Annotated in this window: 24 protein-coding genes and 1 pseudogene; 11 read left to right on the plus strand and 14 right to left on the minus strand. The window is 53.8% G+C overall.

Annotated features, from left to right (window positions below; genetic code table 11):
• Window positions 1-47: 47 nt before the first annotated feature.
• A complete protein-coding gene (locus HED22_RS16435) occupies window positions 48-785 on the minus strand; it encodes a 5-formyltetrahydrofolate cyclo-ligase (protein ID WP_062957494.1) in 738 nt (245 codons plus the stop codon).
• Between the two features lie 113 nt (window positions 786-898).
• On the opposite strand from HED22_RS16435, the gene HED22_RS16440 reads away from it, so the two are divergent.
• Both HED22_RS16440 and HED22_RS16445 read left to right on the plus strand, forming a co-directional pair.
• Window positions 899-1,747, plus strand: a complete 849-nt coding sequence (locus tag HED22_RS16440) for a MurR/RpiR family transcriptional regulator (RefSeq protein WP_167724215.1) — start codon at window positions 899-901, stop codon at window positions 1,745-1,747.
• Window positions 1,748-1,866: 119 nt separating this feature from the next.
• Window positions 1,867-2,307, plus strand: coding sequence for a c-type cytochrome (locus HED22_RS16445; RefSeq protein WP_254870162.1), 441 nt, complete (start codon window positions 1,867-1,869; stop codon window positions 2,305-2,307).
• An 82-nt stretch (window positions 2,308-2,389) separates the two neighbouring features.
• Here HED22_RS16445 and der read toward each other — a convergent pair whose 3' ends face one another.
• The 3 genes from der to HED22_RS16460 form a co-directional block, all read right to left on the minus strand.
• On the minus strand, window positions 2,390-3,925 hold the full coding sequence (der, locus tag HED22_RS16450) for a ribosome biogenesis GTPase Der (RefSeq protein WP_167724217.1): 1,536 nt from the start codon (window positions 3,923-3,925) through the stop codon (window positions 2,390-2,392).
• A gap of 115 nt (window positions 3,926-4,040) precedes the next feature.
• Window positions 4,041-5,375: a PQQ-like beta-propeller repeat protein gene (locus HED22_RS16455; protein ID WP_254870164.1), complete on the minus strand. Its 1,335-nt coding sequence runs from the start codon at window positions 5,373-5,375 to the stop codon at window positions 4,041-4,043.
• Between the two features lie 69 nt (window positions 5,376-5,444).
• The gene (locus HED22_RS16460) at window positions 5,445-6,095 is read right to left on the minus strand and encodes a tetratricopeptide repeat protein (RefSeq protein ID WP_167724219.1); all 651 of its coding nucleotides are present in this window, start codon (window positions 6,093-6,095) and stop codon (window positions 5,445-5,447) included.
• Window positions 6,096-6,590: 495 nt separating this feature from the next.
• Here HED22_RS16460 and HED22_RS16465 point away from each other — a divergent pair, with 495 nt between their 5' ends.
• The 3 genes from HED22_RS16465 to HED22_RS16475 all read left to right on the plus strand — a co-directional run bounded on the left by HED22_RS16465 (window position 6,591) and on the right by HED22_RS16475 (window position 8,288).
• Window positions 6,591-7,016, plus strand: coding sequence for a hypothetical protein (locus tag HED22_RS16465; RefSeq protein ID WP_167724221.1), 426 nt, complete (start codon window positions 6,591-6,593; stop codon window positions 7,014-7,016).
• A 135-nt stretch (window positions 7,017-7,151) separates the two neighbouring features.
• Complete coding sequence (locus tag HED22_RS16470) at window positions 7,152-7,508, plus strand: DUF2794 domain-containing protein (protein ID WP_167724224.1); 357 nt, start codon at window positions 7,152-7,154, stop codon at window positions 7,506-7,508.
• Between the two features lie 75 nt (window positions 7,509-7,583).
• Window positions 7,584-8,288, plus strand: coding sequence for a tetratricopeptide repeat protein (locus HED22_RS16475; RefSeq protein ID WP_368484511.1), 705 nt, complete (start codon window positions 7,584-7,586; stop codon window positions 8,286-8,288).
• Window positions 8,289-8,327: 39 nt separating this feature from the next.
• Here the strand turns inward: HED22_RS16475 and fliN are convergent, their stop codons facing one another.
• Window positions 8,328-8,630, minus strand: coding sequence for a flagellar motor switch protein FliN (fliN, locus tag HED22_RS16480; RefSeq protein ID WP_167724226.1), 303 nt, complete (start codon window positions 8,628-8,630; stop codon window positions 8,328-8,330).
• A gap of 238 nt (window positions 8,631-8,868) precedes the next feature.
• Here fliN and HED22_RS16485 point away from each other — a divergent pair, with 238 nt between their 5' ends.
• Window positions 8,869-9,981 carry a PLP-dependent cysteine synthase family protein gene (locus tag HED22_RS16485; protein WP_167724228.1) on the plus strand — a complete coding sequence of 371 codons (1,113 nt, stop codon included), beginning with the start codon at window positions 8,869-8,871 and terminating at the stop codon, window positions 9,979-9,981.
• A gap of 114 nt (window positions 9,982-10,095) precedes the next feature.
• On the opposite strand, the gene HED22_RS16490 is transcribed toward HED22_RS16485, so the two are convergent.
• A complete protein-coding gene (locus HED22_RS16490) occupies window positions 10,096-10,599 on the minus strand; it encodes an Hsp20/alpha crystallin family protein (RefSeq protein WP_167724230.1) in 504 nt (167 codons plus the stop codon).
• A gap of 312 nt (window positions 10,600-10,911) precedes the next feature.
• Here HED22_RS16490 and HED22_RS16495 point away from each other — a divergent pair, with 312 nt between their 5' ends.
• Window positions 10,912-12,006, plus strand: coding sequence for an NADH:flavin oxidoreductase/NADH oxidase (locus HED22_RS16495; protein WP_167724232.1), 1,095 nt, complete (start codon window positions 10,912-10,914; stop codon window positions 12,004-12,006).
• Between the two features lie 136 nt (window positions 12,007-12,142).
• Here the strand turns inward: HED22_RS16495 and groL are convergent, their stop codons facing one another.
• Both groL and groES read right to left on the minus strand, forming a co-directional pair.
• Window positions 12,143-13,801 carry a chaperonin GroEL gene (gene groL / locus HED22_RS16500; protein ID WP_167724234.1) on the minus strand — a complete coding sequence of 553 codons (1,659 nt, stop codon included), beginning with the start codon at window positions 13,799-13,801 and terminating at the stop codon, window positions 12,143-12,145.
• Window positions 13,802-13,861: 60 nt separating this feature from the next.
• Window positions 13,862-14,149, minus strand: a complete 288-nt coding sequence (groES, locus tag HED22_RS16505; protein ID WP_175581279.1) for a co-chaperone GroES — start codon at window positions 14,147-14,149, stop codon at window positions 13,862-13,864.
• A gap of 131 nt (window positions 14,150-14,280) precedes the next feature.
• On the opposite strand from groES, the gene HED22_RS16510 reads away from it, so the two are divergent.
• Window positions 14,281-14,595, plus strand: a complete 315-nt coding sequence (locus HED22_RS16510; RefSeq protein WP_167724238.1) for a hypothetical protein — start codon at window positions 14,281-14,283, stop codon at window positions 14,593-14,595.
• 53 nt (window positions 14,596-14,648) lie between these two features.
• The gene (locus HED22_RS16515; protein ID WP_167724240.1) at window positions 14,649-15,374 is read left to right on the plus strand and encodes a hypothetical protein; all 726 of its coding nucleotides are present in this window, start codon (window positions 14,649-14,651) and stop codon (window positions 15,372-15,374) included.
• A 39-nt stretch (window positions 15,375-15,413) separates the two neighbouring features.
• Here HED22_RS16515 and HED22_RS16520 read toward each other — a convergent pair whose 3' ends face one another.
• The 4 genes from HED22_RS16520 to glmU form a co-directional block, all read right to left on the minus strand.
• The gene (locus tag HED22_RS16520) at window positions 15,414-16,895 is read right to left on the minus strand and encodes a hypothetical protein (protein WP_167724242.1); all 1,482 of its coding nucleotides are present in this window, start codon (window positions 16,893-16,895) and stop codon (window positions 15,414-15,416) included.
• Window positions 16,896-17,021: 126 nt separating this feature from the next.
• A complete protein-coding gene (glmS, locus tag HED22_RS16525; RefSeq protein ID WP_167724244.1) occupies window positions 17,022-18,845 on the minus strand; it encodes a glutamine--fructose-6-phosphate transaminase (isomerizing) in 1,824 nt (607 codons plus the stop codon).
• A 133-nt stretch (window positions 18,846-18,978) separates the two neighbouring features.
• On the minus strand, window positions 18,979-19,263 hold the full coding sequence (locus HED22_RS16530) for a hypothetical protein (protein WP_167724246.1): 285 nt from the start codon (window positions 19,261-19,263) through the stop codon (window positions 18,979-18,981).
• Between the two features lie 40 nt (window positions 19,264-19,303).
• Window positions 19,304-20,659, minus strand: coding sequence for a bifunctional UDP-N-acetylglucosamine diphosphorylase/glucosamine-1-phosphate N-acetyltransferase GlmU (glmU, locus tag HED22_RS16535; RefSeq protein WP_167724247.1), 1,356 nt, complete (start codon window positions 20,657-20,659; stop codon window positions 19,304-19,306).
• 258 nt (window positions 20,660-20,917) lie between these two features.
• On the opposite strand from glmU, the gene HED22_RS16540 reads away from it, so the two are divergent.
• Both HED22_RS16540 and HED22_RS16545 read left to right on the plus strand, forming a co-directional pair.
• Window positions 20,918-21,589 (plus strand): HAD family hydrolase, encoded by a 672-nt coding sequence (locus HED22_RS16540; protein ID WP_167724249.1) that lies wholly within the window; start codon window positions 20,918-20,920, stop codon window positions 21,587-21,589.
• 138 nt (window positions 21,590-21,727) lie between these two features.
• Window positions 21,728-22,705, plus strand: coding sequence for a methyltransferase domain-containing protein (locus HED22_RS16545; RefSeq protein ID WP_167724251.1), 978 nt, complete (start codon window positions 21,728-21,730; stop codon window positions 22,703-22,705).
• 404 nt (window positions 22,706-23,109) lie between these two features.
• Here the strand turns inward: HED22_RS16545 and HED22_RS19695 are convergent.
• Together HED22_RS19695 and HED22_RS16555 are read right to left on the minus strand one after the other, a co-directional pair.
• Window positions 23,110-23,256: pseudogene (locus tag HED22_RS19695) on the minus strand (dihydroxy-acid dehydratase); the annotation flags it as partial.
• A gap of 196 nt (window positions 23,257-23,452) precedes the next feature.
• Entirely contained in the window at window positions 23,453-26,407 is a 2,955-nt protein-coding gene (locus HED22_RS16555) for a cytochrome P460 family protein (RefSeq protein ID WP_167724253.1), read from the minus strand.
• Between the last annotated feature and the right edge of the window lie 182 nt (window positions 26,408-26,589).

The raw sequence follows: 26,589 nt of genomic DNA on the forward strand, positions 1-26,589 counted from the left end.
AATCTCCCTGATGAGTTTCGGTGGTCGGACTTGCGCGTTTTTTGCGCTTATGCCAGCCCCTGAATACGTTGAAGTTCCTGAAGCGGAGGCGTTTCCTCTATTTGTTTTGGGTCCAGAAGCGGCCATTTCACACCGCTTGGACGTTTTGCCCGGCGCCCGACATCAAGCACGCGGGTGGGTGTCATGATCTGATCGACAAGAATGTCGGTTTCAGATGGCTGAAGCATTTCTTCGACCACCTGAACATCGTGGACAACGGCCACGACCGGGGTGGTTTCATCGACCAGACCAAGATCGGTGAACATGCCCCATTCAAGGTCAAAGAACCCATGGCCCTTGCCAAAGCGCACTCCGTTCATCGACACCGCCGACGCACCGGTAACCATGTAGTCAAAGCGCCCGCGTTTGGCGATTTCTTCAAGCGTGATCGGACGCCCGAAATGCTCCATGCCATCAAGCCACGATGCGTAAAGTGCGGCCCCGTCAGGCACCATCGACGGTTCAAGAAGCAGGAACCCGCGATAGATGCCATAAGTCGACATGACAAAGGTTTTGCCATCCTCGATCATGCGACGACGAAGATCAGCAAGGCAGTTATCCGGGGTGATGAAGGCAAATTCCGATTTCTGATAAGCTTCGGTTTCAACGATCTTGTCGACCGCCTGCTCGGAACCGTCAAAGTCCGGAATGACTTCAGCAAAGTTCAAATGAAAACGTGTATCGGGCTTCGCCACGTCATGAAGCTTTGACCAAATTCGTTCCCGAACCACCTTGGAGGTTGACATGATGCAATCCTGCGTCGTTTCATAATTATGCGTTTCACTGTTTCAAAATTACGAAACAACTGTTTCATTCGTCAAGGTATTTCTTGATACACCTCTAGGTACAAGGGTCGAAAATGGCCTCTCGACTGATCTTACGCATCCAGGAAAAACAGGCCCGCCTGACAAGCGGCGAAAAGAAAATAGCGAAAACTATCCTTGAAAATCAGGATATTATCGAAACCCACACGGCGACCGAGATCGCCAACCTGTCCGGCGTTTCAAAGGCCACAGCCGCGCGATTTTTTCGTTCTCTTGGTTATGCCGATTTTGAGGAAGTCCGCCTTCAGGCCCGTGAAGAACGCAATCAGAAACAGCCCTATCGCCAGACCGTCGTTTCAGACAGTGCTGTTTCACTGGGTCGTTCCATTGGTGATCATCTGGAACTGGAACTGCAAAACCTGACCCGCAGTTTCGAGGAACTCAGTTCCTATAAGCTGATGGAAACAATAGATATTGTTTCATCAGCCCCCAGCGTCTGGTTTCTTGGTTTCGGGGCAGAGGACGGTGTGGCACGCACCGGTCGGGCGATGTTTTCACGCCTGCGACATGGCGTTCATTACATTTCGGGAATCGGGCAAGACTGGTCAAGCGATCTGGCCATGGTCGGCCCGCGCGACGCCCTGATTTTACTTACGCTCGACACGCGACCCAAGGTGATGCGCCCGATCATCAATTATGCCCGCACATCGCGCATGCGCGTCGTCACCCTGACCGATCACAGCTATGAACGACAGGCCGCACGTTTTTCCGACGTGGTACTGCCCTGTCATGTTGCAAGCTACGGGCTGCTGCCAACACACGCGACACTGCTCTCCATGTTGCGCCTGATGGGCATTGCCTATGCCGGGAAGAATCCAGAGTCGGTCAAACAGCGCGCCGATACGCTAGATGCCATTGTCGAAGAACTCGACATCATGGAATAGGACACGCGAAATATTGCCGTTTTGCCTTGGCAATCAATTGATTGCCAAACAGCCCACGGCACCGTTACCATGCCCGCAAGAGGCCGATAACGAGATTGCAAAACGCAGAGGGACCCACGATGCGACAGACCTTCCGACAGCCCAAATCCGTCGCACTGATCACTGCAGCCATCCTTGGCACGCTTGGCTTTCTAAGCAGCCCGGCACAAGCCGAAATGGATGCCGAGCGTGGCAAAACCCTGTTTGCCGAGCGTGGCTGCGTAATCTGTCACTCGGTCAACAATGTTGGCAGCGACGTCGCGACGAGCCTTGATGCCTCAAACATGAATATCGCGCGCGAACCATTTGAATTCTTCGCCCGCATGTGGCGCGGCGCGCCAAAGATGCTCGCACTCCAAAACGCAGACCTTGGTTATCAGATCGATTTTTCAGGTCAGGACATCGCCGACATTTTTGCCTTTGTCCAGAACCGCGAAATTCAGGAAGGCTTCACCGAAGACGACCTTCCCGACCATATCAAGGAAATCATTGATAACGGTCCCTCTGCCGCATTTGAATAGACGCGTCCGACACAATACCAACACGAAAAAGCCGCCCTCGTTTCCGACGGGCGGCTTTCTTGTGTTTGGCAACAAGTCGAAACTAGCGTTTCTTTTTCTTGTTGGCATAGGGGTTGTCACTGCTGCGCAAATAGATGCGGATCGGAACGCCCGGCATATCGAAATCCTCGCGCAGGCCGTTGATCAGATAGCGCGTATAGCTTTCGGGCAGTTCAGCCGCCTTGGAGCAGTTGATAAAGAAGCTTGGCGGACGCGATTTTGCCTGGGTCATATAGCGCAGGCGAATACGGCGCCCGGAAATGACCGGCGGCAGATGGCGCTCGGTGGTTGCTTCGAGCCAGCGGTTCAGTTGGGATGTCGGGATGCGGCGGCTCCAGATATCGTGGATATCAAGAACAGTCGGCATCAAACGGTCGGTGCCGCGCCCCGTAAGCGCCGAGAATGTCAGGACCGGGATCCCCTTGGCCTGGGCAAAGGACGTATCAAGCTTGTCACGCAGGTCTTGCATGACGCCCTTCTTGTCGATGACCGCATCCCACTTGTTGACCGCAATGATCAGTGCACGACCTTCTTCAAGCACCATACGCGCAATCGTCAGGTCCTGCTTATCAAGCGTATTGGTCGCATCAAGCATCAGAACCACGACCTGCGCATAGCGGATCACGCGCAGCGTATCTGCAACCGAAAGTCTTTCAACGCGATCATCAATCTTCTTCTTGCGGCGCATACCGGCGGTATCGACCAGACGGATCGGACGTCCTTCGTAGGACCAGTCGACCGCAATCGAATCACGGGTCAAACCGGCCTGCGGGCCGGTCATCACGCGGTTCTCACCCAGAAGCTGATTCAGAAGGGTTGATTTACCGGCATTCGGACGGCCGACAATCGCCAACTGGATTTTCGAATTGTCCCGTGAACCTTCGACAATCAGTTCGCCATTTTCGTCTTCATCGTCTTCGCTGAATTCAATTTCATAGGACGGGAAGACTTCGCCTTCATCCTCGGCAAAACCGTCTTCATCGTCGAAATCGTCACCTGCAAGGGTATCGGCACGGGCATCTTCCAGGGCGTCCTGCGCGGCCTCGCGGGCATGCTGCTGGGCAACACGTTCGCGGTCTTTCCATTCCTTCCAGTGCGGCTCAAGCATGTCATAAAGCAGTTCGATGCCAAGACCATGCTCGGCCGAGATCGGCGCGACATCGCCAAGACCAAGGCCGTATGCTTCATAAAGCCCCGGGTCCTGATCACGGCCTTCATGCTTGTTGGCAATGACATAGACCGGCTTGTGGCGCTTGCGCAGCCAATCGGCAAAGTGGTTATCAAGCGGCGTCAAACCGGCACGGGCATCAATCAGGAACAGCGCAACATCGCATTCCTCGAACGCCATTTCACTTTGCTGGCGCATCATGCCTTCAACGGAATTATCAAACGCTTCTTCCAGACCGGCGGTGTCGATGATGTCAAATGACATATCGCCAAGGCGCGCCTTGCCGTAACGGCGGTCACGGGTCACACCGGGCTGATCGTCCACAAGCGCCAGCTTTTTGCCGACCAGACGGTTAAACAGGGTCGACTTCCCGACATTGGGGCGACCGATAATGGCAACTTTCAGCGACATCTGATTTTCAGACTCTCGTTATAAAAGGCGTTATGCGCCGCGGGCATATCGGCCCACGGCGCATCGCAAAAACCTGCAAGGAAACCTTGCGAAAACTGTATTCGTTCCTGACCGATCAGCGATATGCGATTAGATCGGCATCCGCAGTCAGGAAGTAAAGGCTGTCACCGGCCACAGATGGCGGCAAAGTGATCGGGCCGGATACTTCATCCTGACCGAGGATCTCACCGCTATAAGGGGAAACAGTCATTACTTCGCCCTGCTCGTTACCAACGATCAACCTGTCACCGGCCAGAACCGGCCCTGTCCAGACGATCGGGCCTTCCTGATCCTCGGGATCGGTAAAACGAGGCAGAACGGACACCCATTTAACCTGTCCTGTCTTTCGACGCAAGGCAATCAGGTCATTTGTATTGGTTAGCAGGTATACATAATCGCCCGCCACCCAAGGCGACTGGATCCCGCCCGCCTCAAGTTCCCAGACGCGGAACCCGGTACGCAGGTCAATCGCGGTCGTCAGGCCGGAGTTACTCGTCGCAATCACCAGATCATTATCAATCACCGGCAGACCGCGAATATCCGCAATCGCCGACACCGCATCGGTCCGCCCGGCAGCCGCCAGCGCATCGGACCAGATCACCTGACCGTTTTCGACACGAAGGGCATAAAGCTCCCCGGTTGAATAGGCAGAAATGACAACACCCTGATCAACAGCCGGGCTGGCACCACCGATAAAGGATGCGCCCTCAGCCGCGCCACGATGGTTCCACAGCGTCTCACCGGTGCGTGCATTCAGCGCCACTGTCTGGTTATCAATGGTGATAGCAAAGACACGGCCACCCCGCACGGTTGGCGCGGATCGCATCGGTGCACTGACCTGTTGGCGCCACAGCACCGTCGCACTTGGCGCATCAATGGCAACGATTTCGGCAAAGCCCGTCGTGGCATAGATGACACCGGCTTCATACGCCAGACCACCGCCCAGAAGGGTACTGTCTTCTTCGTCTTCCGGGGCGAGTTCAAGCGACCAGATGCGCTTGCCCGATGACGCAGCATAAGCGCGCACCTCGGCACTGGCATCAATGGTAAAGATCACACCGCGTGCAACAATCGCCTGATTGAGCAAAAGGTTGTCATCCATCGACCCGTCGCCGATATCAATCGACCAGTCCTGTTCAAGAACGTCGTTATCAAGGGCAACGTGATGGAGCGCATGGCTCGGATAGCCGCCATTCTGCGGCCAGTCGACCATCGGCTCAGGTTCGGGCAAAATCACACGCTGGTCGCTAAGTTCAACATCGGGCTGAACCGTGCTTTGCAGGGCAAGGACGGAAATACGCTCCCCCGGGAGTGGCGGGTCCTCTGCTTCGCCAAGCCAGCTTGAACACCCTGCCAAAAGGCCTGTCAGGCCCATTACGCAAAGAAGTGACTTAATACCGCGTGTGGTCAAAACCGTTTCCCCTGAAAGAACTCACGTCATATGGAACGCTTAACGCGTTCCAGTGCTGCCCGGGTGATGTCAGGCACCAACAGCCTTGAGAATTTCACTTGCACGTGCACGCATGCCCGCCGGTGCACTGTTATCATCGGCGATCTCGGTCAAAAGCGGTTTGGCCGCTTCCACCTCGCCACCGGCAATATGTAGAAGCGCAATCATTTCACGTGCCGAGTAATACCATGCGTTTTCCGGAACGGCGATCGGCTCAAGACGCGTGATCAGTTCCTGCGCGTTCGCTTCGCTGGCACTGTTCATCGCAATCTGGACAACGGCAAGATCGCGGTAAACCTGATCAATGTCGGAATTTCCGGCAATGGCTTCAAGCTCGTTGATTGCAGATGGTTTTGCATCGGCCCGCAGATAAACCGCTGCTTTCTGGAAATGACCAAGAGCAATAAAATCGGCATTGCCGTCAGCAATGATCGCATCAAGGGCGGCCAGTGCGGCGTCCTCGTCAGTTGCGCTGTCCTGTGCCAGTTCAACGGCATTGGCAAGACGGGTTCCGTTTTCAATGCTGGTGGTCTGTTCGTAAGTTTTCCAGCCTTCACGACCTGCAACACCCAGCACGATGGCCGCAGCAACGCCGATCACGTATTTCCCGTATTTGCGCCACAGCTCTTCGCTGCGTTCACGCTTCAGGTCTTCTTCGACTTCCTGGAAAATATCAACCACGAAAACGGCTCCAATCCGGTCACAATAAAGCGGGCAATCAGCCCGCTTATCTGAAAAAATTCTGGCAAGGATTTAACGCGCCAGCGGGTACAGGGTCAAGTCTGCTCAACACCATTGCCCGCATTCCTATGATTATTTTCACCCTCCCCACCGTTACGCGTGATTACAACGTCAGGCTTATGGTCAATATCAGCGCCATATGACCCAATTCGGGCAGCGCAGCCCCAAGGGGAAAGAATTGCCTGCCAGCTCCGAACATAAGCAGCGCGATCCCCGGTTTTAAACGGCTTTGAAAGATTTTCCCGGCACCATCACCGCAACCTGTCGGGTTTTGGCCGACACGCAAGCGGCTGAAAATGCGCGATATCGTTGCCATATATCGCTTTGTCGATCGTCAGCACGCAGTTCGGCACAGGGCTTGCTTATGTATGGGCAAGGGAACAGATTTGAACTTGCCATCGGTCATAATTGCCCGGTGCGCGGACGGAGACCACAATGAAACGTCGCGAAATTGCACATACTCAGCCCGCAAAACGGCGCATTATCCGACAGCGTATTCTTGCCGGGCTGTTTGCCGCTCTGATGGGAACGACGGTATCGGGTTGCAGCACAACGATGTCTGATATTGTCGGCACCAGCATCTTCACCGGCGGTGAATGGTATCTGGCCTTTGACGTGATCAGCATCGTCAATTCCGACAAAACGTTGATTGACCATGCGGTTTCGCTTTCGACCGGTCAGGATTGCTCAACCATTCGCAAGATTGATGGCAAGTCGTATTGTAAAAAGGATCCGGTCCCGGAAACGCCGCTTTATTGCTATCGCTCATTGGCTGCCGTCAGCTGCTATCGCACGCCTGATCCATACAACACCGGGGCACAGACCGTTGACTGGCCGCCGACCCGTTCGCGCAGCCTGTAATCCCCCTCACGTGGCGGTATGCTTTTCATCCATTGAAACTTGAGGCATCGGTAAATCCGCGCTACCGTGTCACATGGTTGTCATTTACCCGTCGGGGCCAAGGACGACCACGGACACACGCTGCCGGAGTAACCCATGGGAACATTGTTCGATTTGGCCAAATACCGCAAAGCCAAGAGCTTTGTGCATTTTGACCGGACTGAACTGATGAAACTCATGAATACCTATTCCCGACAGGTTGCCAGCGGCGCCTGGAAGGACTACGCCATTGACCACTTGGACGGCATGGCGATGTTTTCGATATTTCGCTCCACCCACGAAACGCCACTTTTCACGATCATCAAGCTGAGTAACGAGCACAAGAATGCCGGACAGTTTCTTGCCCTGCATAGCGGCGAGCGCATCAAACAAAGCTCCGACATCGCCAACGTGCTCGACGCCATCGAAAAACGCGCCCGCAAGGTCGTGCCACTGTTTAAAACAAATTCCTGACGGTTCCATAAAGTGACGCGCGCCCCTTTGGCCCGACCCACCAGTCGATGCCCCCTTTTCGCCCTTGCATGTCTTGTGTGTGCTCTGCTTCTGGCAGCTGGCCAATCCAAGGCCATGACCAAGGAATACCAGACTGGCTATCAAGCCTATCAGGCCGGCGACTTCCGGCGTGCGCAGTCATCATGGCAACTCGCCGCACAGGAAAACGATCCCCATGCCCAGTACGCCTTGGGCCTGATGTATTTTCGGGGTGATCTGGGTAAACCCGAATACGAACTGGCGGCCAGATGGTTTCAAAAGGCGGCAATGGCCAATCATGGCGGGGCGATTTATTATCTTGGCCTGATGCACTTCAATGGCTTTGGTGTGCCCTATGATCATTTCCAGGCAACGAAATACTTCAAGCGCGCACTAAGGATTAATCCGAACAACGGCAATGCTGCTTATATAATCGGATCACAGTATTTTCATGGCCGTGGTGCGCGGCAGAACTTCGTCGAGGCCGCCCATTACTTTGAAATCGCGGCAAAGCAAAACATGCGTGCCGGGCAGTTCATGTATGGGGCCCTGCTTGAACGTGGATGGGGGGTAAAACAAAGTTATGCCGACGCCTACTACTGGCTCAGGCGTGCAGCAAGTGGCACCATCACTTTCCCGATTGGTGCGGGCGAGGATGAACCATTGGACCCGAATGCTGCGATTGCCGAACTTGAACCGCGCCTGCGCCCCGAAGAAATCGCACGGGTAGAGAAACGCCTTGCAGCCGAGCGCCTGCTTTAAGCCGGGCAACCGCGAACTGACATTTAATGCCTGAACAGTTTAGTGATGAGTTTCGATCACCATACCGCTTTTGACAACTTCGGTAATGGTTACGCCAAGGTTTTCATCGACCACGACCAATTCTCCACGCGCGACCAACCGGTTGTTGACATAGATATCAACGGGCTCACCGACGCGACGATCCAGTTCAAGCACGGCGCCACGGGTCAGACGCATCAGTTGCGCGACCTGGATCTGGCTTTTGCCGATCACCGTTGAGACGCGCACAGGCACATCATAAGCCGCCCCGATGTCCGAGGCACCCATACGTACTGTGAACGGATCCTTATCGTCGTCAGCCATGATTTCGCGCTATCCAGTCAAATCGAAAGAATCGTGAACTTTGTATCTTAAAGGTGAGCTTTGAAAAAAGTGTTAGCAAGCCCAATCTGATGAAAAACAATTTCAGCCGATCTTTTGATCCTAAAATGTATCGGCACAATTTTACTGTCGTTTTTTGTATTATATTACCCTAAACAGATCGAAATTTCGGGCCGGGCCCAGCCTTGCCGAGTGATCCAACCAGACGTCAGGATGTTTCATGCCTTATGACCGCCAATGGGTGGCAGATGCCATCAGCACGATCGAAGCCGATTTCAACCGGTCTGCCGACACCCATCTGATCCGCCTTGATCTGCCAAAGCTTGGCGATATCGGCCTCTATCTGAAAGATGAGTCGACCCATCCGTCAGGCAGCCTAAAACATCGTCTGGCGCGCTCGCTGTTCCTCTATGGGCTGTGTAATGGCTGGATCACCAAAGACACCCCGATCATCGAAGCATCCAGTGGTTCGACCGCCGTGTCAGAGGCCTACTTCGCCCGTCTTCTTGGGCTTCGCTTTATCGCGGTCATGCCCAAATCAACCTCCCAGCAGAAAATCGATCAGATCGCCTTTTATGGTGGCGAAAGCCATCTGGTCGATCACAGCGGTCAGATCTATGAGGAATCGCAGCGCCTCGCCCGTGAACTGGGCGGTCATTACATGGACCAGTTCACCTATGCCGAACGCGCGACTGACTGGCGTGGCAACAACAATATCGCAGAAAGCATCTTTGATCAGCTCAAGCGCGAAGCCCATCCTGTCCCGCGCTGGATCGTGGTTGGCGCCGGGACCGGCGGCACGTCATCGACCGTCGGGCGCTATATCCGTTATGGCAGAAGCCTTGGTCAGGGCTGCGAACTGTGCGTTGCCGATCCGGAAAACTCGGTTTTCTATGATGGCTATGAAACCGGTGACTGTTCGGTCACCAATAACAAGGGATCACGCGTTGAAGGCATTGGTCGCCCCCGGGTCGAACCAAGCTTCAACCCCACCGTGGTAGACCGCATGTATCGCATCCCCGATGCCGCAAGCTTTGCAGCACTTTATTACCTTGAAAAGCATCTTGGTCGGCGGTGTGGCGGTTCCACCGGCACCAACCTGATTGCGACCCTGGCCTTGATCTCAGAAATGAAAACCGCAGGACAAACCGGATCGGTTGTGACCCTGCTGTGTGATGGCGGGGATCGCTATTGCGATACCTATTACAATCCCGAATGGCTTAAGGCGCACAACATCGACCTGACGCCTTGGACAGCGGCTCTTGAACGCTTTGATGAAACAGGGCTGTTTGATATGCCCCTTGATCACTGCAGTGGTTATGCCGGACGTTAAGTGCCCCGTTAAGTGACCTACACCTCACAAAGCTGCAAACACAAAAAAGACGGGCGGTAAAACCGCCCGTCAGTCTTATCAGGGGATCGCTTCTTCAGGGAGGAGACAAAGCGCTTAGTCAGAAACCGCAATCTTGCGCGGCTCTGGCTTCTGTTCTGCTACTTTGGGGAGAGTAAGCACCAGAACACCGTTCTTGAAGGATGCCGAGATGTTGTCGGCATCAATGGCGTCATTCAGGCGGAAGGACCGCTTGAAGCTGCCATAGCTGCGTTCGACCACATGGGCACCGTCCTTGCTTTCACGGCTGAATTTCTTCTCGCCGGTGATGGTCAGAAGACCGTCAAGCACTTCGACATTGACGTCATCCTTATCTACACCCGGAAGTTCGGCGGAAAGTTCAAAGTGATCTTCGCCGTCATAGATGTCGATCTTCGGGCTCAGCAAAGGCGTGGAGACTTCGCCATCCTCAGCTGAGGCCTTGCCTGCGGCAAGAGAACGGTCGCCAAAGATCGAACCGATCATGCGGTCAAAATCACGGGAAATAACAGAAAAAGGATCACCATAAGCCGGTGCCGAAGACAGACGACGGGATCCATTAAGAGTCTGAAGACCAGTCATTGTAGTACCCTCCATTACAGACGAGTAATCTTGCGCCATCAGTCCAGACCAGGCCGCAACCTTGACGCGTATCGGGGCACCATGCCCCGTTCCAACCTTGAGATAGATCGGGTGAAAAATTCCGCAAGTATCGCGATGCATTTTTTTTTTGCGATTTTTTGCATTTTTCAGATCAGACCTTTGTCCTACCCCGTCCCGACATTCCATTCCTTGGAAAAATAGAACATCAGACTGGCGCGCATCCCGCCCGCGGATTAGCTTCATTTCATTGTCTGGCGCCCCCGCGCCACCATCCGCATTAAAGGAACGCTCATGAGCACTCTGTTCACCCCGCTTTCACTGGGCACACTGACCCTTGATAACCGCATCGTTATTGCACCGATGTGCCAATATTCAGCCGACAACGGCAAGGTCACCCAATGGCATGACATGCATCTGGGAAATCTTGCGCAAAGCGGCGCTGGCCTTTTGATCATCGAAGCCACCGCCGTCGAACCGGAAGGACGCATCACCTATGGTGATGTCGGCCTGTGGGATGATGAAACAGAGGCAGCCCTTGCCAAAACACTTGCTGCCGTGCGCAGCCATTCCGATATGCCGATTGCGGTCCAACTGGCCCACGCCGGGCGCAAGGCCTCGTGCGAAAAGCCATGGCTGGGCGGCCATGCCCTTTCCCCGGAACACGAAAACGGCTGGCAGGTCGCCGCCCCCTCAGCCGTGCCCTTCCGCGAAGGCGATCCGATCCCCGAAGCCCTGTCCAAATCACGCACTGCAGAAGTCACTCAGGCCTTTGTCGATGCCGCCAAACGTTCGCTGCGTCTGGGATTTGACGCCATCGAAATCCATGCCGCGCATGGTTATTTGCTGCACCAATTCCTCTCGCCGCACGCCAACAAGCGTGAAGATGACTATGGCGGATCATTTGAAAACCGTACCCGCATCGTGATCGAGATTTATGATGCCATTCGCAAGGCAGTTGGCGCAGACTATCCGCTGGGTATTCGTATTTCGGCCACCGACTGGGTGGAAGGTGGCTGGGATATTGATCAAAGCGTCGCGCTGGCCAAGCTCCTTAAGGATCGCGGCTGTGACTTTATTGATGTCTCATCGGGCGGGCTTCATATCGATCAGCAAATACCGCTCGGCCCAAACTATCAGGTCCCGTTTGCGGCGCGCATCAAGTCCGAAACCGGCATGACCACCATTGCGGTCGGCCTGATCACCGAGGCCGAACAGGCAGAAGCCATCACCTTCACCGGACAGGCTGATGCCATCGCGCTTGCACGTGGTATTCTGTATGACCCGCGCTGGCCTTGGCACGCTGCGGCAAACCTTGGCGCCGAAGTCAAAGCCGCCCCGCAATATCTGCGCTGCCAACCCCGAACGCTTAAAAAGCTGTTTGGCTGAGCAAGCCAAAGAAAAAACCAAGAGCCCGCTGTTATGCAGGCTCTTTTTTTAGGCCTTTTCTTTGCGCAAACGAAAAGGGGCCCCGCCGATGGCGAGGCCCCTTCCCTTATGCGATAGGTCGGTTGGTTGGTAAGGCTTAGAAGCCCATGCCGCCCATGCCGCCCATACCACCCATGCCACCCATGTCAGGTGCGCCGCCGCCAGCAGATTTCTCTTCCGGCTTTTCAGCGATCATGCATTCGGTGGTGATCAGCAGACCTGCGACCGATGCTGCGTCCTGCAGGGCAGTACGAACAACTTTGGCCGGGTCGATGATGCCAGCTTTGACGAGGTTGGTATATTCGCCTTTCTGGGCGTCATAACCGAACTCGACGTCATCCTGCTCGAGCAGCTTGCCAGCGACAACTGCGCCGTCAACACCCGCGTTCTGAGCGATCTGACGAACCGGTGCCTGCAGGGCACGGCGAACAATGTCAACACCGATGGTCTGGTCGTGGTTCTCACCTTCGAGACCTTCGAGCGCATTGACAGAGTACAGCAGAGCCGTACCACCACCAGCAACAATGCCTTCTTCAACAGCAGCGCGGGTTGCGTGCAGGGCATCGTCAACGCGGTCTTTGCGTTCTTTCACTTCGATTTCCGAAGCGCCACCGATTTTGATCACGGCAACACCGCCTGCGAGTTTCGCAAGACGTTCCTGCAGTTTTTCACGATCGTAGTCAGAGGAGGTTTCTTCGATCTGAGCGCGGATCTGGCCGACACGTGCTTCGATCTGTGCTTTCTCACCGGCACCATCAACGATGGTGGTTTCTTCTTTGGTGATGGTAACCGATTTCGCGGTACCGAGCATGTCAAGCGTAACGCTTTCCAGCTTGATGCCGAGATCTTCGGAAACAACCTGACCACCGGTAAGGATGGCGATGTCTTCGAGCATTGCTTTACGACGGTCACCGAAGCCCGGTGCTTTAACAGCAGCGATTTTCAGACCACCGCGCAGCTTGTTGACAACCAGGGTTGCCAGAGCTTCGCCTTCGATGTCTTCAGCAATGATCAGAAGCGGCTTGCCGGACTGAACGACCGACTCAAGCAGCGGAAGGATCGGCTGAAGCGAGGAGATTTTCTTGTCGAACAGCAGGATGTAGGGAGCATCCATTTCTGCGACCATTTTCTCCGGGTTGGTTACGAAGTACGGAGACAGGTAACCACGGTCGAACTGCATGCCTTCGACAACGTCGAGTTCGGTGTGCAGGCCTTTGGCTTCCTCAACGGTGATAACACCTTCGTTGCCAACTTTTTCCATGGCTTCAGCGATCATGTCGCCGACTTCACGGTCACCGTTGGCCGAAATGTTACCAACCTGTGCGATTTCGTCGCGACCGGCAACTTTACGTGCACGGCTCTGGATGGATTCGATGACTTTGGCGGTTGCAAGGTCGATACCGCGTTTCAGGTCCATCGGGTTCATGCCGGCAGCAACAGACTTGTTGCCTTCACGAACGATCGACTGAGCCAGAACAGTTGCGGTCGTGGTGCCGTCACCAGCCAGATCGGCGGTTTTCGACGCGACTTCGCGAACCATCTGAGCGCCCATGTTTTCGAACTTGTCGGTCAGTTCGATTTCTTTGGCGACCGAAACACCATCCTTGGTCACGCGCGGTGCGCCGAAGGATTTTTCGATAACAACGTTACGACCTTTCGGGCCGAGGGTCACCTTGACAGCGTCTGCCAGGATGTCGACACCGCGCAGCATTTTAGCGCGCGCGTCGGTGGAGAATTTTACTTCTTTAGCAGCCATAATATTCTTTCCTCTCTATGAGACGGATGAACGTGGAGTTAGTCACCCAAACGGGCTGACTTATTCCATGATGCCCATGATGTCGGATTCTTTCATGATCAGCAGCTCTTCGCCGTCGACCTTGACTTCGGTGCCCGACCATTTGCCAAACAGGACTTTGTCACCTGCTTTGACGTCGAGGGCTGCAACCGAGCCATCTTCTTTGCGAGCGCCAGAACCCACAGCGACGATTTCGCCTTCCTGCGGTTTTTCTTTGGCGGTATCCGGAATAATGATGCCACCGGCAGTCTTGGTGTCAGATTCGACACGACGTACCAGGACGCGATCATGCAGCGGACGGAACTTCATTTTAGACAACTCCGTGTTAAAGCTAAGGCTCGTTAATAACTAAGACTAACCGGGATGAGCCCGTATTAGCACTCACCCCCGGCGAGTGCTAACAGCATTTATTGGAGTGGCTGCTCAAAGTCAATAGGGAGATGAAAAAAGACGCGGAAATGTCACGATTTTTGCCAATTCGCGCCAGTGCGGCGCAGCAAGAATTGGGGCCCTTTTCAGTGCGACCGGATCAAAACATTTTAAGCCTGACGGCGCAAGCCCACCGCGGCAATAAACTGAGGTTCTCAAAACTGCTGATATTTGTTGTTGGTCAGCTTGGATGGCTGGACATATCCCTCGCTACAGAGTGCTCGTTTTCAAACGGCTATGAAAATCCCTCTCTCACCGCTAAGCTGTATAAACTCAAAAAGCTTCAACCAGTTCCAAATAACGACACAAGCATCTGTAGATATTGATAATGCCCCACCATTGTAATTCATTACTCCGAACGTGGCAGCTGCATTGCGGAATGCAGAACCTGACAGTTCGCGGGCTCTTCCTGCTTGTCCTCTGCGCAGCCGCGCCAACGCCGGCTTTGGCGGATAATCAGGAATTCAAGTGCCCGCAAAAAATCGCCTATGTCGAAAACGAACCGATGTCGCAAAAGTCGATTGTGATCCTGCAGAAGATATATGCGGATCTGGGCTGTCCTGTGCAGGCAGTCAAGCTACCCGGTCGTCGCGGACTGTTGCACTTCAACGAAGGCCTGGTTGATGGCGAATTGCTCCGCGCCATTGTTAATGAAAAAAACTATTCCCGCGCTTTTGTGCGCTCATCGGTTCCATTGCGAACGATTTCGAACCGGCTATGGCACAATCCAAACGCCAATGATCCGTCCGCGCCAATTGCCTTTACCCTCGGCGTGGCATGGCAGGAAAAATTCGTCGATGCCGACACCGCCAAAAGCGGCATCACGCATAAACCGATGATGTACAACACCGAAAAACACGAAGCCTACGCCAATGGGCGGATCACACGGTTCCTGTCTGCGGACACCAATATCCAGGACATGATCGAAAAAGGCATTCTGGGCGACACCCCGGCCCCGGTGATTGAGAAAACCGTATCTGTTCTGCCGCTATATCACTACCTCGGTGCAGAATACGCGCCGTTCATGGAAAAGTTCTCGGCACTGGTCGAACAAACGCAACCCTTCCTCCAAGACCCTGCCCCAAAAATGCAGATCCAAGAATAAGCCTGGCTGAACACGCATCAGCCCAGAACGGCAAACCATTCAATCAACAGGGCGGAAATAGCGATCCATCAGTGTGGCTTCGTCAAAATGCCGCCGCCCGACAAATGCCGTGGCATGGTGGCCCCACTGGCGCATGGCACCGGGCTTATCAACCCCCATCGGCCACAGAATGAGACTTTCCAACCGCTCCGTACCCGGCACAAATCCGGCTTCATCAAACAGGCTTGCCGTTCCCTGCCCGTTTTGCAGCGGCAAATGACCAAGTTCCTGTGCGGGGCGCAGCACTGCGGTTTGTCTGGCGATATCCGCCATCGACTGATCCGTCGCCGCACCCGTGACGGTCAGCAGATAATGGCTGGTCTTATCAATCCAAAGCACGGGTCGGCTCAACATGGATGACGTGAGGTAACCCGCAGGCATTTCAGCCGTTTCGCGAATGTCGTGATCCTCCGGCGCGCTAATCCGCTGCAAACCGTTGCTTGGGAAAAACATGTGGTAACAGCCGCAGCCATGGATCGTATCGGCAATCAACGGCGTACCATCTTTATCCAATGTTACCCGCCAGATCAGCGCATCCAGATGCCCGGCCAGGATATCAAAACTGCTGGTGGCAGGACGTTCCGGGAACCAGATTTCATAAACGATTTGTGGCCGCCAACGTCCGGCAAAATAGGTGTGGCTCAGCCGATAATAAACCGTCGGGTCATCTGTATCGATCATCGCCAAGGCATCACGGGCAAGCAAGTTTGGCCGCCCAACCTTGTCGCTATCACTTCCTGTCCGCACCCTAAATACCGGTGCGTAGGCCCGCGCCATGTTTTCAAGTTCCCGGTCGGTTGGCCGCCATTGACCAAAGGCATCCTGGGCAATATCCGCAACATCGAAACGGCCTGGCTCAGACGACGCCAAAGTATATTCACGCCATGCCCCGGAATGGATCAGGTCATCATCGTTGGCTGCAAAGCTTGCGAAGTTCTCCTGCTTCCATCCCTCATAGCCGAAATAGGCCGGGAAGGCGGTTAAGGGATACAGACCGGCGATGCGTTGAAAATCAAGGTAGTCATCGGGCACAAAGACAGCGGGTAAAAGTGTCTGATACTGATCAGGTGTCAGGGATGCAGCCATGGCGTTGGCACAGTTTTCCGCTGCCTCATACGAAATGCCCGATGCTGCCGGAAGATTGGCGATTTCGCTTTGCCGCGCCGCCCGGTCAAGGCCACGCATTTGCGAAATCAGCGCGTCCCACTGATCAGCGCGATCAACCTGCCCATCCCCATCTGCATCAAGCTGCCGCGCCATCAAGACAGAATTTCGATTGGCCCTCAGAAATGGATACCCGACAACCGGGGACGCCGACGCATTTTGCACAGCTTTATCGTCCACCACCGCATCGACATAGGATAGCCGATCTTCGCACGACATCGACTCAAGGTTCATCATATCGGGCGTCAAACCGGTACATCCCGATAAGGCAACCAGGGAAACAGCAAGTGCGGCAAACAAAAAGCGCGGCATGGGCATGGAAAACCTTCCATCTGATGAACAGCCTTCATCATGCGATGGGGCGATTACAGTCGCGAAAGACGACATGGTAACCCGGCCGCGCCCAAACCCGAATTCACCTTTCCGCGAACAGGTCGATTTGCCCTATTCGACCGTCACAGATTTCGCAAGGTTACGCGGCTGATCAACGTCGGTACCTTTATGGACCGCCACATGATAGGCCAGCATTTGAACCGGGATGGTATAGAGGATTGGTGCGACAAAGTCGGCGACCTTGGGAAGCTCGATCGTGGCAGAGGCCATATCACCAAGCTTGGCCAGTCCCGGCGCGTCCGAGATAAAGATCACGCGTCCGCCACGGGCCGCAGCTTCCTGCATGTTCGAAGCAGTTTTTTCAAACAGCTCGTCAGACGGCGCAATAACAATGATTGGAACCGACTGATCAATCAGGGCAATCGGACCGTGTTTCATTTCACCGGCGGCATAGCCCTCGGCATGGATATAGGAAATTTCCTTGAGCTTAAGCGCCCCTTCCATCGCAATCGGATAGCCAAGACCACGACCGAGATAAAGCACGTCGCGCGCATCGGCGACATCAAGGGCGAGCTGTCTGAGTGCGTCGTCATGATGCAGGACTTCGGCGGCATGTTTCGGCACCTCGGTGAGCGCGTTAACGATGGCGGCTTCCTCATCCTTGGCAAGGGTGCCGTTTTCACGCCCGATTGTCACGGCAAGGCACGCGAGAACTGTTAGCTGAGTGGTGAAGGCCTTTGTCGATGCTACCCCAATTTCCGGCCCGGCATAGGTCAGAAGCACCACATCGCTTTCGCGCGCAATCGTGCTTTCCGGCACGTTGACGATGGAAACGATTTTCTGGCCCTTGGATTTTGCGTAACGAAGGGCGGCCAGCGTATCAAGCGTTTCGCCCGACTGCGAAATGAACAGGGCAACGCCACCCTTGGGCAGCGGTGGGCAGCGATAGCGGAACTCGGATGCGACGTCGACATCCACACCCAACCCGGCATAGCGTTCCACCCAGTGCTTGGCGACCAGGCCCGCATAGAACGAGGTGCCGCAGGCAACAATCGTCAAACGCGTTGCGTCGGCAAAGGAAAACGGCATGTCCGGCAGCTTGATCGTCTGGGTGGCCGGATTGATGAAGGCATGCAGGGTATCGCCAATCACCGCAGGCTGTTCGAAGATTTCCTTCTGCATGAAGTGATTGTAGTTGCCCTTGCCCATCATGGCGCCCGAAACGGCGGACAGTTTGGTTTCGCGGGTAACGTCTTCGTCATTTTCATCGCGCACCTGAACGCTGTCACGGGTCATTTCGACCCAGTCGCCTTCTTCAAGATAGATCAGCTTGTTGGTCAGGTGCGACAAAGCCATGGCATCAGAACCAAGATACATTTCGCCCTCACCGAGACCAACGGCAAGCGGCGTACCGCGACGCGCCCCAAAGATAACGTCATGCTGGCCGGCAATCATAATCACCAACGCAAAGGCACCTTCGATGCGATGCAGGGTGGCGGCCACCGCGTCGCGCGGGGTTTTGCCCTGATCAAGGAAGTCGGACACCAGATGCACAACAACTTCGGTATCGGTTTCGGTGGCGAATTCACGCCCCTTGGCAGAAAGCTCAGCCTTGATTTCCTGGAAGTTCTCGATGATGCCGTTATGAACCACGGCGACCTTGCCGTCAGTATGCGGATGGGCATTGTTTTCGGTCGGCACACCATGGGTAGCCCAGCGGGTGTGACCAATACCAACATCACCGGCAAGCGGTTCATCGGCTAAACGATTGGCCAGATTGATCAGCTTGCCCTCGGCACGGCGGCGTTCGATATGGCCATTGACCAGTGTGGCAATACCCGCACTGTCATAACCGCGATATTCAAGGCGTTTGAGCCCTTCGAGAATACGCTCGCTTACGCTGTCTTTGCCGATAATCCCGATAATGCCGCACATGTCTTGTATTTTCCTGCTTCAAATCGCTTTTACTATTGGCTGCTCTTCGCAATCAGAGCGCCCAGTTAATTATCTCTAGTAATTATCTCGAGTTTGGAATTGTTGCCTCATCTGCATCAAGAGATACCGAAATCTACAACTGGCTCTTTACGGCATTTATGAATGCATTCGCATTGCCGAAAACCCAGTACTGCCGATCCTCTTTGCCTGAACGAAGCCTGATTGTCCCATTTCCGTTTGTCTCCACCCTCTCTTCCAAAATTTCCGAGCTTCTGTCGACCGGAAGAGTGTGCACCAAACTGGCTTTTTTCCAGAACATGAATACCGGTTTATCATAGGTTTCTAATTTTCCGTTGGCGACCAAGTAAAATGTGTGGTCATCTTTTGCGCCGTGAAGATAACTATAGTACTTTGTCATTGCTGCGGCCTTCCCATCATCTGTGAGTTGGTCATGTGCATTAGGTGGTTTGTTTCTTTCCGGTCAGGGCGCGCATTTTCTCACGAAACTTCGCAGCCCATCCTGCTTTTTCAATCCGCTCCGCACGGGTCAGCGTCAAGGCATCCGCCGCGACCTTACCGGTTACCGTACTGCCCGCGCCAACAATCGCGCCATCGCCAATTTCGACCGGTGCGACAAGCGACGAGTTGGAGCCGATAAACGCCCCTGCCCCAATGTCGGTATGCTGTTTGCGGAAACCGTCATAGTTGCACGTGATGGTCCCGGCACCAATATTGGCCTTGGCACCCACACGGGCATCGCCGATATAGCTCAGATGATTGACCTTGGCCCCGTCTTCGACGACGGCCTTTTTGATCTCGACAAAGTTGCCAACCTTTGCACCGGCACCGATTTCTGTCCCAGGGCGCAAACGGGCATAGGGACCAATATCGGCACCATCGCCCACCACACAGCTTTCAAGATGGCTGAACGCCTTGATCACGACATTGTCGCCGACCGTGACGCCTGGGCCAAACACCACATTGGGCTCGACAATAACATCGCTTCCAAGCTTGGTATCTGCACTGAAGAACACCGAGGGCGGATCAACAAGCGTCGCGCCCGCAGCCATCGCCGCTTCGCGCAGGCGGCCTTGCAGGATGGCTTCGGCCACGGCCAATTGTGTACGGGAATTAACGCCAAGCGTTTCGGCTTCGTCAACTTCCACCGCAGTACAGCTCTGGCCGTTCTTTTGGGCCACTTCGACGGCGTCGGTCAGATAATACTCGCCCTTGGCATTGGCGTTATCAATCGCCTCAAGGGTTGCGATCATGTCTTCGGCCTTAAAACACATCACGCCAGAATTGCAGAAATTGATCTGACGTTGTGCTGGGTCACATTCCTTGTCTTCGACAATCGCAGTCAAGGCACCTGTCTGACCATCCGTCACAAGGCGACCATATCCGGTCGGATCTTCCGGACGGAAGCCCAGAACCGCGACCGCATGATCGTTTTCCTCGCGTGCTGCCACAAGGCGCGCCAGCGTTTCGGCAGTGAAAAGCGGACTGTCGGCATAGAGCACCAATACATTGCCACGCAGGCCCGAAAGGCCTTCACGCGCAGCCAAAACGGCATGTGCCGTGCCAAGGCGGTCGGTCTGCTCAAACGTCGGGTGGGGGGCAACGGCCTTGATCAGGTCCGGCATATCCGGACCGACAACGACCATGGTCTTTGTCGCGTTAAGGTGGGCGGCGGTATCAATCACGTGACCCACCATCGGCTTGCCCGCGACCTTGTGCATGACTTTGGGCAGGGCGCTTTTCATGCGCGTGCCCATCCCGGCGGCCAATACAACAACACTTAGTTCAAGCGACATTTATAATCCTGTTGGCTGCGCCGTTTCGCAGCATCCCCTGAAAAGCACCATCACGATGATGTGTGATGCAAATAATCCAATTCGCAGCAAGTCTTAAAACATATTCCCGGGCAGCAAAAGTCCATAAAGAATCACGTTTTGTTACCGGCTGTTAGCAGATGTTACCGATTGTTAATGGCACGGTTTCCGTTAAGTTCCAATAAACCACGCAGCACCCGTCACCACCGCTGCACATTCACATCCAAGGAGCCCCACCCGATGGCAAAATTCATTCTGTTCGACCTTGATGGCACCCTGATTGACGGGGTCGATGACATCCTGTTTGCGATGAATGATTTGCTGGCTGCCCATGGCCACACGCCGCTTGTGCGCCATGATATCGAAGCGATGCTCGGTGATGGCACATGGATGCTGACCAAACGTGCCTTTGCCGCACGCGGTGAGACGCCATCTGATGATATGCTTGATGAACTCAATATTGATTTCAACGCGCGCTACGCCGAAACCGACTATGCCTATACTCGCCTGTTTGAAAATGCCGAAAATGTCCTGCGCCAACTGAAATCAGATGGCTGGACGATTGCACTGGCATCGAACAAACCTGAAGCCCCTTGCAAGGCAATCTTGGCCGAACTTGGCGTCGCCGACCTGTTTGGTTTCATCGCTGGCGGCGATAGCTTTGAAGTCAAAAAGCCCGACGGCCGTTTCCTTGAATTTGTACTGGAAAAGCTTGGGTTTGATCAAACCACTGACACCGCAATCATGGTCGGCGATCACGCAAATGATGTAAACGCAGCCATAGATGCCGGAATTCAATATCTATTCGTGAGATTTGGGGCACTTACGTCAAAAACACCTCAACTGCCTGAAAACCAAGTCACAACGAATTTCATAGGTATACTTGAATTCTGCCAAAAATCTACTTTGTGACTCTGCGAATTCAGGCCAATGTAGAAAGAGTTGCTATGCGCGTGATAGTTACATAAAACATATTGAAATCAGTGCTGGGCTACTCTCAAATTTGCGCAGTTGTCTTGAACCGGGAACTAGATATTTCACAGGGCTAAAATGGCTGATCATCGCACCAAGGTTAATATAAAATCGATCATCAGAAGAAAGATAAAATCAGCTGCTCTCAACGTGTTGCAAAGACTGCCTTCTGCCTTAAAAAAAGAACATTATCAGCACGCATTGGTTACCTATGACAAGCGTTCAGGCACGTATGTAGAAGAGTACAGAAATCGCAACAATGCAGACGGGCTTGTCTCCTTAGGCTATCATCTGGGTGAAGTTAAAGAAGTCAAGTACGGTGAATCCGTAGATTTGCACAATAGATGGTTAGCCGCGCTGATAGACGAGCTGCTCGGGTCAAAACCGGGATCCGTTCTTGAAGCTGGCGCTGGAGAATGCACAACCATTGTGCCAGTTGCACAGCAGATAAACCGCCCCGGAAATTCATACAGCGGGGTGGATATCTCTTGGTCAAGATGTAAAGTCGCCAGCGACTTTGCTAAAGAAGAAAATGTGGCTCTCAGCAGTTTGTCAGCAGCAAACATATTACAACTGCCATATGCAGATAATAGCATCGACATTGTGTATAGCCATTACTGCCTAGAAGAGTTGGGCGGCTTCGAAAGTGATGCGATCTGCGAGATGTTCCGCGTTGCACGAAAGTATGTTTTTGTTGTTGAGGCTTCGTACGAACTAGGTTCAAAAGGTCAGCGAAACAAACTTTACAACCGCGGATGGAACCTTGGAATCATTCCCGCGGTGAAAAAGCTCAAGTACAATGTGTTACGGCACGAGCTCGTACCCTATTGTCACGACACTTACCATCACGGAGCACTTGTCCTCATTGAGAAAAACGCAAATTGCTCGAACTCTGAGCAAGGTCCGTCTTATGCATGCCCAAAGTGCCATGGAGAATTGCATAAGATTGAAGGAAACTTTAAATGTCAGCCTTGTGGTCTAGTATATCCTAGCCTCAAAGACATTCCGGTTTTCTTAGTAAACAACGCCATCCTTGCTTCGCATTATGAGACTTAGGCCGTATAAAGAATAGCGATTGCATACTTCAACCAAAGTATTGATTTGAACTATGCTTTGACAATCAAAATAGACTGGACAGTAAAAACCAGCTTGCCAGTCTAGTTTGATAAAACGCTTTTAAGTTTAGTCTTTATGACCAGCTATTGAGAACACCCGCGTATCCCCGCAACCGTCAGTGACTGTCTTTCGGAATTGCCTTGCCGTGATGGCCGACGAGGAAGTGGAAATCGGCCCCGCGATCGGCACCAATCACCGACTTGTAATACAACTAGGCATAACCGCTTTCGGGAACCGGAACAGCGTTTGTCCAGTTTTTCAGGCGCTGTGCCAATTCTTCGTCTCTGATGTCGAAAGCGACGGTTGGGCACATCAAGTTCGATCATGTCGCCATTCTGCACGGCGGCAAGCGGCCCGCCAGCGGCGGCCTCGGGCGAGGTATGGAGAACCACGGTGCCGCCGCTCGTACGCGCGTCTGAAATACGCACCATGTCGGTGATGCTCTTGCGCAGCACCTTGGGCGGCAGGCCCATATTGCCGACCTCTACCATGCCCGGATAGCCTTTTGCCCCCCCCGGAATTCAAGCAATTGTAGTTGCCATGGAAGTCGATGCTGCCCGTGCAAACTCATTGGGCGCAGACGCAGTGGTTACCCGATATGGCGATTTGCGAAATGCGGTCGTGGGGATCACCACAGTAGCGAGCTAAATCCCCATACCACTAATGCCCAATCTGCGCGCGTCCGACCTAACGGATTGGTACGGCACCGGTGTTTACGATCTCAAACGCCCAATCCTTTGCCGGGCTATCATCAAGGTTCAAGTGCTCCACCAGATATGCAAGCCGTTCGGTATCTGTACCTGTGGCGGTGCAGAACCGATCTTGCAGATAGAATGGTGGTGTCGCCTGATATGACAGCTTTGCTCTGACCGATTTCGGATCACCTTTGATTTTCCTAAGATCAATCTTGTAGGTCAGTTTATCGCCTCCGGTGGGTGTCGGGTTGCGATAGTCAGGATCATCGCCAATCGCTGTAAAGCCCGCATCCTCCGCAAGATCGGCACCGGCACCTAGTGCGTTTGCGATCTGAATGCGTTCATCAAGGCCAAGATAACCAGCTGGCGGCAAGCGGTTATCTTTGACCTCGGCACAAATAGACAGGAAGCTTGTTGTCAGTTGCCCCTTGGGCGCAACATTGTGCCCGCAACTAAATGGAACACTGTCATCAAGAGGCGGCGTGCTGACCAGTTCCTGATAAATCTGTACTTGGTTCTGTTCGCGAACCGTCTGATAATGTGGCTGATGTTGCCGCTTCTCCGGTTCGATACGCGCCTTGCATTGCGCATCCCACCAAAGCTCACCCTCAACCGGATTATTGTTCTCATCAATAATCACCCCGGCACCATTCACCCTTCCCGACGCCCAAATGACATCATCTTTGGCATCAAGAACCTCAAAAGTGACAAAGGCGCGACGGAAGCCCACACCAGAGGGGAATTTGTGGCCGGTCAAACTTGCAATGGCGACATCCGCGCTGAGCGTTTCAGAACCAAGATTTACATTTTCGATCTTGATACTCGCGGTATCAGACCGGGCCTGTTCAACCATAGCCCGCTCTGTATAGGCCAATGGATCAAAACCCTTGGCACCCAGCATCGGATCGGCGGTTGGCACGCCCATCACTTCGGGGAATTGCTGGAACATTTCCACAAGGAACAGGTTCAAACCAACCAATGTATGACGGGCAAAGCCGTCCCGTGGTTCCATATCAAGAAGTTCCGGTCCAAAGGTATTGGCGGCTGCCGGGAAGTTTGAGTATTCCTGAATACTGGCAATTTTGCTGCGGAACTTCTTTCCATCCTCGCTGCTTGGCATGTGGCATTCCTGGCAACTGAGCGCCATTTTGCCTGCCCCGCCGGGCAGATCACCGTCAACTGTGTATCCAGTGCGGAAATCACTAAAGGCCCATTCCGCATATGTCGTTTGCTCATACACTGAAGCGATCTGCTTTCCATCTTTCAGCACAGGCAGATGGACGGTATGGCACGTTCCGCACATTTCCGATGTTTTGATGGCGTCCCCTTGGGCCGGAGTTATGCCCAGCGTATATTCCATCGGATGTTTTTTCGGCTTTTCGAACGGTCCATAAAGCGTGTTGGCGTCACCAACCAGGAAGCTCCCGGTGAATGTCTTTGCAAAGCCTTTTTCGTTCGGATTTAGCAACGCCTGCCTTTCCAGAACACAGGCATTCTGCGGCGCATCCTTGAATTTGGCAGTTGCTTCTGATCCCAACACCATCTGATGGCACGACATGCAGGAAATCCCGTCACGCGCAAGCGCCCCATAACTGGCATGTGCAGTATTACCATGTGCCGCGCCATAGGGGATTGCATCAACCATCGTGCGTTGGAAACTGCCGCACGCGTCCGCATCGGTGGCTTCCTTTGCAAGGTTTTGATCAATCTGGAACTGACGCTGCCCCATAATACCGTGACATCCGAAACAGGTATTCTGAACCAGGTCAGATTCCTGACTGTGGAATGTTTGAACTTCGCTGGCAAGCTGAGCAAAGAAAATCGGATCACGTCCGGCAAGCCCCATAGGTGACGAACGCCATGTTGCATAAGGCGACAGGTTCAGCAGACTGGTTCCAAGCGGGTCTGGCATCGTCATGTCAAACTGTAACCCGGTACTTCCCGCATCGTGGCAACCTGCACATTGATCACTGGTCATAAATTGGCTGTGCGGTGTCGGACCAGAAGCCGGCATCCAGACATTGTCATAGGTTTGCGACGGCATCTCATGTTTGGCCGCAAGGTCATACCCAAACGGACTTCCCCTCTGAGCAAATACAGTCAGCACATCGGCCATATCGGGATGACCATCTGCACGCGATTTGCCCAACGGCACTGGCACAACTTCTTTGTGGGCCCGAAGATTATGGATATCGCCACTTGGACTGTTTCCGGCAGTCGATTTTGGCAACTGTCGCGCGACACCGCCTGTCGTACCAAGAAACTGACCATTAAAGAAATCCTGCGACAGGAAAACTTCCGGCTCGCCCGGTTGGCCTTCAATATTGCGAAGTTCTGCAAATGTCATCTCACGTGCCGAGCCATGACAATTCACACAATACTGGCCAAATCCCATATTGGCAGGACCGTTACTATCGCCTGCAGGCCAATCGACCTTCCAAACCGACCCGGGCCATCCATACCACCCCCAGAACCATCCATCATAGGATGCGTCGGGGTCACGTACCATGATGGCCGCACCACTTGTTGGCCATAGATGAAGCGGGTCTTTATCCTGACACACCGATGCTGGGGCAGGATACATCTCCTTGACCATGATCGCACCAGCCGGGATCGGCTTTTGCCTGTCAGGTTGTACCCCGCTTTCACCACGGTTATTGGCAATCCATTTCACCATTTCTGGCGAATACCAGATAACAACTGGCGAATGGGTGCCATGATAGGTCCCGCTCCAACTGCTATTGATGGCGGTTGTATCGCGGCTGGCCGTAAAAGGACCGGTATCGCGAACAAACTTGTCGCGCACCCAGCCAGCATCCGTGTTGCGGTGACACCAATTGTCAAAGAAAGTTGAAAGTGCCTTTTCATATTGATCAAGTGGCAAGGCTGATGGGTCTGACACGGTTGCGGTAAGGGACTGACAAAGTTTGCCATCCGTCGGCACCATTGGAGTGTCCCGATAGGCCGAACACGTTTCCGCCAAGGCTGCGCCCGAAATGCAACATGCAACCCCCGCGACAATGAGCGTACGAAGTTGATGGCGGATTCCCTTGATGATCATTGGCTTTCCCCGGTACGTCGACCCCAATCGCGATACAACCATACAAAGTGTATGGTTTTTCAAGCGCG

This window comes from Thalassospira sp. HF15, assembly GCF_011806525.1.
Taxonomy (GTDB): domain Bacteria; phylum Pseudomonadota; class Alphaproteobacteria; order Rhodospirillales; family Thalassospiraceae; genus Thalassospira.

Bases quoted from the DNA above. Each gene is read 5' to 3' on its own strand.
- HED22_RS16435 (WP_062957494.1), bottom strand. From the start codon at position 785: ATGTCAACCTCCAAGGTGGTTCGGGAACGAATTTGGTCAAAGCTTCAT.
- HED22_RS16440 (WP_167724215.1), top strand. From the start codon at position 899: ATGGCCTCTCGACTGATCTTACGCATCCAGGAAAAACAGGCCCGCCTG.
- HED22_RS16445 (WP_254870162.1), top strand. From the start codon at position 1,867: ATGCGACAGACCTTCCGACAGCCCAAATCCGTCGCACTGATCACTGCA.
- der (WP_167724217.1), bottom strand. From the start codon at position 3,925: ATGTCGCTGAAAGTTGCCATTATCGGTCGCCCCAATGTCGGGAAGTCG.
- HED22_RS16465 (WP_167724221.1), top strand. From the start codon at position 6,591: ATGAAACGTCGCGAAATTGCACATACTCAGCCCGCAAAACGGCGCATT.
- HED22_RS16470 (WP_167724224.1), top strand. From the start codon at position 7,152: ATGGGAACATTGTTCGATTTGGCCAAATACCGCAAAGCCAAGAGCTTT.
- fliN (WP_167724226.1), bottom strand. From the start codon at position 8,630: ATGGCTGACGACGATAAGGATCCGTTCACAGTACGTATGGGTGCCTCG.
- HED22_RS16485 (WP_167724228.1), top strand. From the start codon at position 8,869: ATGCCTTATGACCGCCAATGGGTGGCAGATGCCATCAGCACGATCGAA.
- HED22_RS16490 (WP_167724230.1), bottom strand. From the start codon at position 10,599: ATGACTGGTCTTCAGACTCTTAATGGATCCCGTCGTCTGTCTTCGGCA.
- HED22_RS16495 (WP_167724232.1), top strand. From the start codon at position 10,912: ATGAGCACTCTGTTCACCCCGCTTTCACTGGGCACACTGACCCTTGAT.
- groL (WP_167724234.1), bottom strand. From the start codon at position 13,801: ATGGCTGCTAAAGAAGTAAAATTCTCCACCGACGCGCGCGCTAAAATG.
- groES (WP_175581279.1), bottom strand. From the start codon at position 14,149: ATGAAGTTCCGTCCGCTGCATGATCGCGTCCTGGTACGTCGTGTCGAA.
- HED22_RS16510 (WP_167724238.1), top strand. From the start codon at position 14,281: ATGAAAAAAGACGCGGAAATGTCACGATTTTTGCCAATTCGCGCCAGT.
- HED22_RS16515 (WP_167724240.1), top strand. From the start codon at position 14,649: ATGCAGAACCTGACAGTTCGCGGGCTCTTCCTGCTTGTCCTCTGCGCA.
- HED22_RS16520 (WP_167724242.1), bottom strand. From the start codon at position 16,895: ATGCCCATGCCGCGCTTTTTGTTTGCCGCACTTGCTGTTTCCCTGGTT.
- glmS (WP_167724244.1), bottom strand. From the start codon at position 18,845: ATGTGCGGCATTATCGGGATTATCGGCAAAGACAGCGTAAGCGAGCGT.
- HED22_RS16530 (WP_167724246.1), bottom strand. From the start codon at position 19,263: ATGACAAAGTACTATAGTTATCTTCACGGCGCAAAAGATGACCACACA.
- glmU (WP_167724247.1), bottom strand. From the start codon at position 20,659: ATGTCGCTTGAACTAAGTGTTGTTGTATTGGCCGCCGGGATGGGCACG.
- HED22_RS16540 (WP_167724249.1), top strand. From the start codon at position 20,918: ATGGCAAAATTCATTCTGTTCGACCTTGATGGCACCCTGATTGACGGG.
- HED22_RS16545 (WP_167724251.1), top strand. From the start codon at position 21,728: ATGGCTGATCATCGCACCAAGGTTAATATAAAATCGATCATCAGAAGA.
- HED22_RS16555 (WP_167724253.1), bottom strand. From the start codon at position 26,407: ATGGTGCCGACGGATGGCAAACTTTGTCAGTCCCTTACCGCAACCGTG.